This window comes from Paenibacillus sp. MY03, assembly GCF_002165585.1.
GTDB lineage: Bacteria > Bacillota > Bacilli > Paenibacillales > Paenibacillaceae > Pristimantibacillus > Pristimantibacillus agaridevorans.
Genome location: NZ_MXQD01000004.1, coordinates 92,019 through 102,722, shown reverse-complemented (window position 1 = coordinate 102,722; position 10,704 = coordinate 92,019). Strand labels below are relative to the sequence as shown.

9 protein-coding genes are annotated in these 10,704 nt (G+C 54.0%); 6 read left to right on the top strand and 3 right to left on the bottom strand.

Annotated elements, in window-relative coordinates; genetic code table 11:
- Positions 1–104: 104 nt before the first annotated feature.
- Positions 105–1,586 (bottom strand): FAD-dependent oxidoreductase, encoded by a 1,482-nt coding sequence (locus tag B1748_RS03095; protein ID WP_256975502.1) that lies wholly within the window; start codon positions 1,584–1,586, stop codon positions 105–107.
- Positions 1,587–1,714: 128 nt separating this feature from the next.
- On the opposite strand from B1748_RS03095, the gene B1748_RS36285 reads away from it, so the two are divergent.
- Both B1748_RS36285 and B1748_RS37900 read left to right on the top strand, forming a co-directional pair.
- Positions 1,715–1,864: an AraC family transcriptional regulator gene (locus B1748_RS36285; RefSeq protein WP_143810228.1), complete on the top strand. Its 150-nt coding sequence runs from the start codon at positions 1,715–1,717 to the stop codon at positions 1,862–1,864.
- 58 nt (positions 1,865–1,922) lie between these two features.
- Positions 1,923–2,390, top strand: a complete 468-nt coding sequence (locus tag B1748_RS37900) for an SGNH/GDSL hydrolase family protein (protein ID WP_373271253.1) — start codon at positions 1,923–1,925, stop codon at positions 2,388–2,390.
- On the opposite strand, the gene B1748_RS03090 is transcribed toward B1748_RS37900, so the two are convergent.
- Both B1748_RS03090 and B1748_RS03085 read right to left on the bottom strand, forming a co-directional pair.
- A complete protein-coding gene (locus B1748_RS03090) occupies positions 2,303–3,964 on the bottom strand; it encodes a response regulator (RefSeq protein ID WP_087566409.1) in 1,662 nt (553 codons plus the stop codon). The genes B1748_RS37900 and B1748_RS03090 overlap by 88 nt on opposite strands.
- Positions 3,942–5,729 carry a sensor histidine kinase gene (locus B1748_RS03085; RefSeq protein ID WP_087566408.1) on the bottom strand — a complete coding sequence of 596 codons (1,788 nt, stop codon included), beginning with the start codon at positions 5,727–5,729 and terminating at the stop codon, positions 3,942–3,944. Before B1748_RS03085 ends, B1748_RS03090 begins: the two co-directional genes overlap by 23 nt.
- Before the next feature lie 263 nt (positions 5,730–5,992).
- On the opposite strand from B1748_RS03085, the gene B1748_RS03080 reads away from it, so the two are divergent.
- The 4 genes from B1748_RS03080 to B1748_RS03065 all read left to right on the top strand — a co-directional run bounded on the left by B1748_RS03080 (position 5,993) and on the right by B1748_RS03065 (position 10,663).
- The gene (locus tag B1748_RS03080) at positions 5,993–7,525 is read left to right on the top strand and encodes an extracellular solute-binding protein (protein WP_087566407.1); all 1,533 of its coding nucleotides are present in this window, start codon (positions 5,993–5,995) and stop codon (positions 7,523–7,525) included.
- 21 nt (positions 7,526–7,546) lie between these two features.
- Positions 7,547–8,470, top strand: a complete 924-nt coding sequence (locus B1748_RS03075; RefSeq protein ID WP_087566406.1) for an ABC transporter permease — start codon at positions 7,547–7,549, stop codon at positions 8,468–8,470.
- A 13-nt stretch (positions 8,471–8,483) separates the two neighbouring features.
- A complete protein-coding gene (locus B1748_RS03070) occupies positions 8,484–9,353 on the top strand; it encodes a carbohydrate ABC transporter permease (RefSeq protein ID WP_087566405.1) in 870 nt (289 codons plus the stop codon).
- Between the two features lie 65 nt (positions 9,354–9,418).
- Positions 9,419–10,663 carry a Gfo/Idh/MocA family protein gene (locus B1748_RS03065; protein WP_087566404.1) on the top strand — a complete coding sequence of 415 codons (1,245 nt, stop codon included), beginning with the start codon at positions 9,419–9,421 and terminating at the stop codon, positions 10,661–10,663.
- Positions 10,664–10,704 lie beyond the last annotated feature (41 nt).

The following is a 10,704-nucleotide window of genomic DNA, read 5'->3' as shown; positions in this document are numbered from 1 at the left end:
GTGATCAGTATATTTGTGGAATCGCGGGCTTTAAACAAACCGATGTTGCGATTCACGAACCGGGAAGAACGAATTTGGCTAGCAGCGTCAAAAAGGTAAGCCGTCTATAGCTTCTGGCCGTCCGATAACAAACGTTCGCGAAGTTCCTCGTAGTTTACTTGCTGCACGCCGATATCCGCTTCGATCGCCATCGCCGCCGCGGTTGCCGCCGATTGTCCGAGCACCATAAAGACGGGCTCCATTCGGATCGAGCCGTAAGCGATATGGGAGGAAGAGAGGCAAACGGGAACGAACAAGTTGGCGCATTCGGATTCCTTCGGCACGATGGATCGATAGCTGATGGGATACGGAGAGGGGAGTCCGATCTGCACGTCGCCTTCGTTGACGACGAACCCGTCTTGACCGACATGCCGCTGAACGTGATGGGAGTCCATATTATACGATCCCATCCCGACGCTGTCATGGACGGGGGAACGCAGGAAGATATGGTTTTCGTTCATGACCGTCTCGCCGATCATCCGTCTGGATTCCCGAATATAGAGCTGCGGCGTCCAATATCCGTTCTCTTCGAATTCGTCCAGCGGAAGTCCCCACTCCTTATAGTAGTCCCTGATCTCTTTGGGAACTCGTGGGTGGTTCTGGAGCGTCCATACCAATCCCTTCTGATAGTTCTCATGTTCTCGTGCGATAATGGCCCGCTTCTTGTAATCGGCTTCGGGGTAATCGTAATTGCGGCCGATGTAATCCGTGGAGAAGCCGTTGTCGTTGTTGGAATCCGTCTTGCGGCCCGGCAGCATCCTCAATTTAAAGAACCGTCGTTGTCCCTGCTCGATCGCCCGGAACATCAATTCGTATTCGCGCTCGTCGTAATCCGACGGCCGATCGATCATGATCCGGTTGTCGGGCTTGTCGGTCAGACACATCCGGTAGCAGTACGCTTGCACGCGACGGTCGCCGTCTCCGTCCGCTCCGCCGGCTTCCGGGTTGACGCCGGGCAGCAGGCCGCTTAGCCGATCTCCCTTGACGATATAGGGATCGATGCCGCCGGGCAGCTGATTGAATCGGGCGACGCCGGTCTGGATGCCGTTGTGCGTCTCCCCGTAGACGGCGTTTCCTTCGCGCCCCGTCGCGTAAGAAACGCCTGAAGCTTTCATCAAGTCGCCTTCGTAGCTCGCGTCCATAAACATGCGGCCGGCGACGGTTTTGCCGGATTCCAGCACAATGGATGCGATGCGGTTAGCATCCTTGCGGACGCCGCCTGCCTCGTCCAGCCTTTCGTTCAACCATACTTCGACGCCATACTCGTCGATCCACTCGCGGAATACGTCGAGCGCGACCTTGGGCTCGAACATCCACGCGGGCTGATCCTCCCCGTAGCGGATTCCGACTCTGCGATAGAATTCCATGGACAAGCCGCCGATCGCGGCGGATTTGCCGAAATCCGTGTCGCCAAGACCGCCGCTGCTTAGTCCGCCAAGACGTCCCGACGGTTCGATCAGCAGGGGGGCAAGTCCGAGGCGTTTGGCCTGCACGGCGGCCGAGATGCCCGCCGAAGTGCCTCCATAAATAACAAGATCGTAGCGCAAGTCAATAACCTCCCATTCGTTGTGTAAATCTATGATTCAGTTTCCCGCCGGAAAGATATAAAGATGTAACGGACCGGCAATATGTTAGGCATTCAGGACTACGAGTTGGCCCATTATCGGGAAGCGACATGTTGTTCCACCAGCATGTCAGCATCGGCCAAGCGGCCGAATACGTAGGTTTTTGCGATCAGGCGTATTTCAACCGGGTATTCAAAAAGATTTACGGTTTCCCGCCGTCGGTTCTGCTTAAGGAGAGGGGACGGGGCGCGAATCCGTAAGCGGCAAAAACAACAAATAAACCGGGGACTTGCCGTTGACTATGATTTTAAGTTGAACATGCCTCTAGGCGATTTGGGAAGCATTGGCGATACGGCATTTAACGATCGTACTTTTTATGGCGCATTAAGGAAAGCAATCGAATTTCTGCATAGCGCAAGGCCGGAACTGCGAATCCTGATGCTTACGCCGTTGCATAAAGATCATTCTTCATATGACGTCAATTTCGTTAATGGAGCGGGACACCGGCTTGCAGAATACGAAGTCGCGATCAAAAAAATTGGAGTCATGTATGCCATTCCGGTGTATGACGCCTTTGCCCTCTCGGGGATTACCAAAATAAATTTAGAGGCGTATACGCTCGACGGCCTTCATCCCAATGACGCGGGTTACCGTCGAATCACGAGAGGGCTAATTCCGTTCATCGATGCTTTCACTCATCAGCGATCTTGCAGCATGTCGCGGTATTCCTGCGGGGCGACATTCATTATTTTGCGGAAAAATCGCGTGAACGCAATGCCCGACTGATAACCTACCTCGAGAGCGATCTCATGAATCCGTTTGTCCTGACGAGCGAGCAGCAGCTTGGCCTTCTCAATTCGAGCTTCCATAATATAATCCGATATGCCTTTGCCCGTAATTTGCTTGTAAAGTCTGGAGAGGTATGTCGGATTCAGATGGACATGCTCGCCGAGCCGCGTCAGGGACAGGTCGGTATGAAGATGATCGACGATGTACTGCTCGATATCTTGGACTAACCGGTCCGAATGGTTCTTCTGATCGCTTACGACATGTTCGAAGAGATAGTGAGCCAGATCGCGGTAATAGTTTGTATATATCGTCCAGTCGACGGTCGGCTTGATCTGCAGGATAGGCTCCAATCCGAATTTCTCGGCGATCGCGGGAACGAGACCCCTGCGGTTCATGTAGCCGATAAAGAGATGGGCGAGGTAATGCAAGGTTTCGAGCCGCAAGCCGACATGATCGCCGGCCGCTCTTACGGTAGCGATCAGGTTCTCGTATAGCTCCAGAAATTCCTCCCGCTTGCCGCTGGCCAGCAGGCCGGACAACGACGAGAATTGCGCGAGACGAAGAAACACGCCTGGCTCCAATTCCTCCCCGGACGCCGTCACAGAAGCCGGTTGGTTATTCAGCAATTCTTCCTCCGTCGTCAGAAGCTCGTGATTCATCCCGATGCCGCTCTGCATCAAGAATTCAAGGTGATGCAGCTTGTCGCCGAGCTCTTCCCAAGGGCAAGCGGAGCCAAGCACGACGGAGAGATGCAACTTGAGCAGCTCCCGGCAAGAATGCTGAATCGTCTCGAGCGTTCCGTAGAAGAAACGGAACGTCTTATTCGCCTCGCGCGGGTCCTCCTGCGTCTCCGCGGGCTGCCAGATGCCGACCACGTGGGAGGTGTCGAGGCTTAGCGTAGCCATCCGCACCTTGACGGCCAAATATTCGTTCATGATATTTCGGACGGAATAGAGAAGGAGGGCCCGATCCGACCAGTTCATGGATTGTTTCCAACGATCGATCCTCGCGATCACGAGATGGACGGGCCTCTCCGGATCCAAGTCGATGTCAAGCGCGCGGAATTGCTCGGCGCGGTCGGACGACGATACCCGTCGGCCCTGCAGAAGCTCCAGCAGAAATTCGCGCTGCAGGGAGGGGAGGGCGAGTCGGAACTGGGCATGCGCCTTGGCGATCAGCGCCCGGGAGCTGCGTTCCTCCAGCACCTTCTCCGCGGCTTGGTAGACGGAATCCTGAATTCGCGTGTCGCCTTCGGTCTTCAGAATAAAGTCGAAGCTGCCGAGCATGATGGCCTCCCGGGCGAACTCGAAATCATGATAGCTGGTCAGAAAGATGACCTTGCACTTGGGCTGAAGACGGTTGACTTCCCGGAGGAGGTCGAGTCCGGAAATTTCGGGCATCTTGATATCCGAAACGATAATGTCGATCATATGCTCCTGCATGACGGCGAAAGCGCCCGGCGCGGAGTATGCTTTATATACTTCCATCGCCACCTTCTGATCCTCGCAAAACAATTCGTACAAACCATCCGCGATAATACGCATGTCGTCAACGATCAACAGCTTCAACATCAATAGGCACTTCCTTCCTCTCCATGACGATTTGCACTCTTAAGCCGCCGAATGCGCTTCTCGACAACGACAAGCCCGACGAGCCTCCAAACTTGAGACGGACCCTTCTGTGAACGTTCATCATGCCGGTGCTATCTTCCGCTTGGTTGTTTTCGCGGTCCAGCTTTGCGATCATTTCCTCAATATGACAGTCCTCCAACTGATTGCCGTTGTCGTCGACGTTGATCATGTGAGCATGTTCGCTGCTTTCGAAGCTGATTCTCAGCTTGCCCTGCTCGAGCTGCTTCTCGAAGGCGTGCTCGAAGCTGTTCTCGATGAGCGGCTGAATAATCATCCTTGGCACCATGACGCGCTTCATGTGATCCGGCAATGGTTCGTAAGCGACGGACACATGTTGATCGAAACATACGGATTGAATATCGACATAAGTCTGCGCGTGCAGCGAATCCTCGGACAATGCGATTTCATCGGAGCCGTCCCTCGTAATAAATTGAAAGTATTTGCCCAAATAACCGGCAAATTGCTTCGCCTCGTCCCGCTTGCCGGAGTGGATGAGTCGTTGAAGAACAAAAAAGCTGTTGTACAGAAAATGAGGGTTGATCTGCGACTGCAGGCGTTTGAGCTCGGAACGCTGGCTAAGCAGCTTCTGTTCGTAAACCACGTTGACCATGTTGTCGAGCGTATCCGTCATGTTGTTGAAGCGTCTGTAGAGATAGCCGAATTCGTCTTCGTTCCGGTGCACGAGCGTGAAGCGCATCTGGCCCTGCTCGACCTTGCGGAACGCCTGAACGAGCGTCATCAGAGGTTTATGAATGATCCGATACAGCCCGAACGAAAACAGGAAGATGGCAAGCGCGGTCACGGCGGACAACGCGTAGAAAAGCGTTTTGTATATGGAGAGCGAACCGAAAATTTCGGACTTCGGCGCATAAGCGGCGAGCAAAACCCCGGGATAGGAAGTTGGCTCGTAAACGATCAGATACGGTTCGCCGCCGATCGTCCGGGTTACGATTCGCGGACCGGACGAATAGGAAGAGCCGCCTGGCTCGCCGGACAATGATTGTCGAATCTCGGGGCCGGCTTCGTCCTCGGCTCCGGAGGCAATGCTCCATGAACCGTCGGAATCGAACAGAACCGCGCCGCCGCGATCGAAGCTCATGATGTTGGATAGATAGGAGGAAATGGTAGGTTCCGAGATTTGCACGGCAAGGATGAACATGCTGTCCGTGTCGTTTGACGACGTCACGAACGGAGAATTGATGTACAAATTCCCGTTCCATCGGATCAACGGCTTCGATGGCGAACGAAGCGCTTCGAACGCGTCGCCGTCGAAGTCGGACAACCCCCCGATCGTTGCTTGCGTCTTGTCAAGCAGGGGAAGGTAGGCGATCGTATCTTTAATGAAGCGGGTCGAATATTGAATACGGCTTAAGTAGGGTCCGATTATGCTGGAAAACGAGGAATTCTCTACATAAGTAAGCTCCGGCTTGACATATTCGACATGCAAGATCGCGATATCCAGGGCGCTCATCCGCAGCATCTGCTGAATGCGGACGAACTCCCCGTCCAAAATATTGTTGTAGGATTGCAGGGAATTGTTCAACGCTTGCTCGATTTCTTTGCGGTTGTTCTCCGAGCCGATCGTCGTAATGGCATAGTTGAAAGCGTACAGCGGCGTCACGATCATGAACAAGCTGGCGATCAGCTTCGTCAGAATCGATCGGTTCGCGATGAATCCCGGGATCCTTCTCCATGGCGGGCGCAACCTAATCCCCCTCTGCAAGGTTCGTCTATCTACCTATTAGTATAGCAAACGGAAGCGCCGGCCGGTGTTAACCAACATTAACTTCCGCTAACAAATCTTTACGCCGTCCCCGCGATTCGGAAGAGCGGCCTTGCCGTTTCGCCGTCCCAAGAGGGAGACAACGGTCTCCTTATGTACGAATCGGTTTATTTCGGCATGGATAAAGGTGTTTTATGATGAAATAGCAAACTAATTCAGGAATCGATGCGAAGGGGAGTCGGAATATGAGAAGAAGATGGTCCACGGCAATAACGATGGTTCTAATGCTCGCGCTGACCGCGGCGTGTTCGAATGGAGCCAACAACGAACCGCCCAAGAACGAAGCCAGCAACGCGCCGACAGCGGCCGCGACGGAAGCCCCGGGCGACAAACCGCCGACCAAGCTGACCATGATGGTGCAGAGCCACGCATCCTGGCCGATTAACAAGGATTGGCTCGTCTACCGGGAGCTCGGCAAGCTTGCCAATGTGCAGCTCGACGTTAGCGGATACCAAGGCGACTGGTGGGAAGCGATACCGCTCGTCATCGCGTCGGGAGACATGCCGGACTTGATGTGGATGTCGGGTCCCGACATCATTCACAAGCATGGCGGCGAAGGCGCCCTCGTCAACCTCCTGGATCACATGGACCAGATGCCGAATCTGAAGTCGTGGATCGCGGAGCATCAAGAGATCACGAACGCACTGCTTTCTACCGACGGCAAGCTGTACATGAACCCCGCGCAAGGAGCGTACGGCGATTGGGACGGCCTCTGGCTGTACCGCGAGGACGTGTTCAAGAAACATAGCCTCGAGATGCCCAAGACGTACGACGAGCTGTTCGCTACGATGGTCAAGCTGAAGGAATTGTATCCGGACAGCTATCCGTTGTTCGTGCCGAACTGGGGCGCGCTCAATCGAATCGCGATCAGCTTCGGCTCCGCCAATACTTTCTATTTCAACGAAAAATCGCAAAAATGGCAGTACGGCCCGACCGACGAAAGCTACAAGCAGGCGTTGCAATTCCTGGTCGACGCCTACGAGGCGGAGCTCATCCCGCTGGAGTTCGGCAGCTTGGACGGCAATAAGCGCAACGAAATGATCACGACGGACAAATCCTTTATCGTACATGGATATATCGGCCATATCGATACGTACAACAATTTGGCGAGGACGACGAATCCAGAATTCAAAATCGCGCATTTCACGCCTCCGGGAGGCGCTGGCGAGCCGGGGTATCATGGCAATCAGTTTTTGTTCCAGGAAGGCTTGACGGTATCGTCGACCTCCAAGAACAAAGAAGCGGCGTTCGCGTTCATCGATTCCATGTTCACCGAACAAGCGAGAGAGCTCGTCAGCTGGGGCGTGGAAGGCATCACGTTCGAGAAGGTCGACGGCAAGAACAAATATTTGCCGATCGTCAAGGACGCGACCGCGCGCGCGGTCAGCTTTGGCCTTCGCACGGCGGGAGTCAACGCATGGTTCGACAACGAAGCGAATATCACGCTTTTCAACGAAGAGACGAAGGCTGCTTATCAGGAGGCCGGCAAATATATCGCTCCAGCGAGCAAAGTCGTGACCTTCACGCCGGAAGAGCGCGAATCGATTTCGCTTAAATCGGAAGCGATCAGCAAGTTCGTATCGGAAAATATCAGCAAATTCATTCTTGGCCAACGTCCGATGAGCGAGTGGGATGCGTATGTGAAGGGCGTTAACGATCTGGGCCTCGCCGATGTACTGCAAGTATACGAGCAAGCGTATGCCCGTTCGAAGCAATAAAGAAGGGAGGGCTACCATGATATGAACGGCATCCGCAGAAGACCATTTTTGAAGAGATTGGACGATAGCAAATATTTGCTGTTATTGTTCTTGCCCGCAGCCCTATTCTACCTGATCTTCGAATATGCTCCGATGTTCGGCATCGTGGTAGCTTTCAAGGATTACAATACATTCGCCGGCGTATGGGCCAGCGATTGGGTAGGCTTCAAATATTTCAAAATCTTTTTGTTCGAGAATCCCGACTTTCTCGTGCTCTTGCGCAATACCTTCCTGATCGGCGTCTATTCGCTCGTCTGGGGTTTCCCGGCGCCGATCATCCTCGCCCTGCTCTTGAATGAGCTGCGCAGCAGCATCTTCAAACGCACGGTGCAGACGGTCAGTTATTTGCCGCATTTCGTATCCAATGTCGTCATCGTCAGCATGATTACGATGTTCCTGTCGCCTGATGGAGGATTGGTGAACAAAATCATCGGTATTTTTGGCGCGGATCCCGTTTATTTCTTGTCGAAATCCGAATTTTTCCGAACGATTTACGTCTCCTCCGGGATCTGGCAAGGCGTAGGCTGGGGAACGATTATTTATTTGGCCGCGCTAACGGCGGTTGATCCTCATTTGTACGAGGCGGCCGAACTGGACGGAGCGGGCCGGTGGAAGCGGATGCTGCATGTATCGATTCCCGGCATCGTCCCCGTCATCATTATCCTGCTCATCCTCAATATCGGGGGGCTGTTGGGGACGGGCTTCGAGAAGGTATTTCTTCTCTATAACCCCATGGTCTACGAGACGGGGGATATTTTTTCCACTTATACGTACAGAGTTGGACTCTTGCAGGGGAACTTCAGTTATGCGACGGCAATCGGCGTGTTTAACGGCGTCGTCGGGTTTATCTTGATCGTCGCGACGAACCGTCTGGCCAAACGAACGCAGGAAACCAGCTTGTGGTAGGGGAGGACAAAACATGAGAAACAAAACAGGTCTCTTTGATATCGTCAATATCATCCTTATGCTTGGGCTCATCGTGGTCACCCTCTATCCCTTCTGGTATATGATCAGCGTGTCGTTAAGTGGCGAGTTGTCCGTTATGCAAGGCAAGGTGAATTTCTGGCCGGTCGACTTTACGCTGGGGTGGTACAAAACGGTGTTAAACGATCCGCGCATCGGCATCGGCTACCGCAATACGATTATGTATGCGGCTGTGGGAACGGCGATTGCGCTTATGGCGACCTCGATGGGCGCGTTCGCCTTGTCGCAGAAACGCATGATCTTCCGCAAGGGCATCATGCTGGCGATCGTATTCACCATTCTGTTCGGCGGGGGAATGATCCCGAGCTTTCTCGTCGTCAAAGAACTGGGCATTCTTAATACGATGTGGGCGATGGTGCTGCCCGGCGCGGTAGGCACGTTTAATCTGCTTGTATTCCGAACCTTTTTCGAAGGGCTGCCGGAAGAACTGTACGATTCCGGCCGAATCGACGGCTTGAACGACATCGGGTTGTTTTTTCGGATCGTCATGCCGCTGTCCAAAGCGGTGTACGCGGCTATCGGCTTATTTTCGGCCGTTGGCATCTGGAACAATTTTTATAGCGCGATCATCTATTTAAGAAATCCGGATTTGTTCCCGCTTACGATGATCCTCAGGGATCTGATCATCAAGGGAACGCTGGATGCGGAGATGGCGGTGCAGTCGACGGTAGGAGGAGACCTCGTCACGACGGACGCGCTGAAGTTCGCGACGATCATGGCGACCACGCTGCCGATACTGTTCCTGTATCCCTTTCTTCAGAAATATTTTGTCAAAGGCGTCATGTTAGGATCGGTGAAGGGGTAATCGGGCGACCGATGTCCTATCGCAGGCAACAATAGAATCAATATGCGGATGGGAAGTGGATAGACATGATCGAAGCGGCATTGCTTGGCGCGGGCGGCAGGGGGATGTTCGCCTATGCCTCCTATGCGCTCAAACGGCCGAATGAAATCAAATTCGTGGCGGTTGCGGAGCCAAACGACGAGAAGCGGGAACGATTTGCGAAGGAACATGACATCCCGCAGGAGCGGACTTTCTCAAGATGGGAGGATCTGCTCGAGGAGCCCCGGATTTGCAGAGCGTTGTTTATCTGCACGCAGGATGCCGACCACTACGCTCCGGCTATGAAGGCGCTGGACCTCGGCTACGACATTATATTGGAGAAGCCGATGGCCACGAGTCCCCAGGAATCGCTGGAAATCGCGCAGAAGGCGGACCGGCTCGGCCGCGCTCTGAGCGTATGCCATACGATGAGATATTCCAACTACTTCAGCAAGCTCAAGGAAGTGGTGGACAGCGGCATCATCGGACGAATCATGAACATCCAGTGGACCGAAAACGTCGGTTATTGGCATCAGGCGCACAGCTTCGTGCGCGGCAATTGGCGGCGCAAGGACGAGACAAGTCCGATGATTCTCGCCAAGAGCTGCCACGACATGGACATGATTCAGCATATCGTTGGCGGAGAATGCCTCAAGGTGTCTTCCTTCGGGAGCTTGTCGTACTTTAAACCGGAGAATGCGCCGGAGGGTTCGACGAAACGCTGCACGGACGGGTGCAAGGTGGAGCATGACTGCCCGTTCTCCGCGATCAAATGGTATTACAACGAGAAAGACGAATGGCCGCAAAGCATTGTTTCTCTTACGCCCAAGCTCGAGACGCGGTGGAAGGCGCTTAAGGAAGGCCCGTACGGCAGATGCGTATTCCATTGCGACAACGATGTCGTCGACCATCAGGTCGTCAATCTGGAATTCGACAACGAGGTGACGGTGTCGTTTACGATGTCCGCGTTCTCGACGGATAATACGCGCAGCTTCAAGATCATGGGTACGGCCGGAGAGATTCGCGGGTATGACAAGCTGAACGAGCTGGAGATTATCCGCTTCTCGGGAGAACGGCACAAGGTACATCCCGAGATGGTCGAAGGCGGGCACGGTGGGGCGGATACCAAAATGATGATGGACTTCGTGCGGCAGTTGGAGCAGGGCGACGCAAACGGAAAGTCGCCGGGTCTCGTCTCGGCTCACAGCCATCTGCTTGCGTTTGCGGCGGAGCACTCCCGGATAACGGGACAGACGGTCACGATGAGCGAATTCGTGGCGGCATTGCAATAACGACAATGGTCCCCACCGCTATTTAAGCGGCCCTGGGGACC

Bases quoted from the DNA above. Each gene is read 5' to 3' on its own strand.
- B1748_RS36285 (WP_143810228.1), top strand. From the start codon at position 1,715: ATGTTGTTCCACCAGCATGTCAGCATCGGCCAAGCGGCCGAATACGTA.
- B1748_RS37900 (WP_373271253.1), top strand. From the start codon at position 1,923: ATGCCTCTAGGCGATTTGGGAAGCATTGGCGATACGGCATTTAACGAT.
- B1748_RS03090 (WP_087566409.1), bottom strand. From the start codon at position 3,964: ATGTTGAAGCTGTTGATCGTTGACGACATGCGTATTATCGCGGATGGT.
- B1748_RS03080 (WP_087566407.1), top strand. From the start codon at position 5,993: ATGAGAAGAAGATGGTCCACGGCAATAACGATGGTTCTAATGCTCGCG.
- B1748_RS03075 (WP_087566406.1), top strand. From the start codon at position 7,547: ATGAACGGCATCCGCAGAAGACCATTTTTGAAGAGATTGGACGATAGC.
- B1748_RS03070 (WP_087566405.1), top strand. From the start codon at position 8,484: ATGAGAAACAAAACAGGTCTCTTTGATATCGTCAATATCATCCTTATG.
- B1748_RS03065 (WP_087566404.1), top strand. From the start codon at position 9,419: ATGATCGAAGCGGCATTGCTTGGCGCGGGCGGCAGGGGGATGTTCGCC.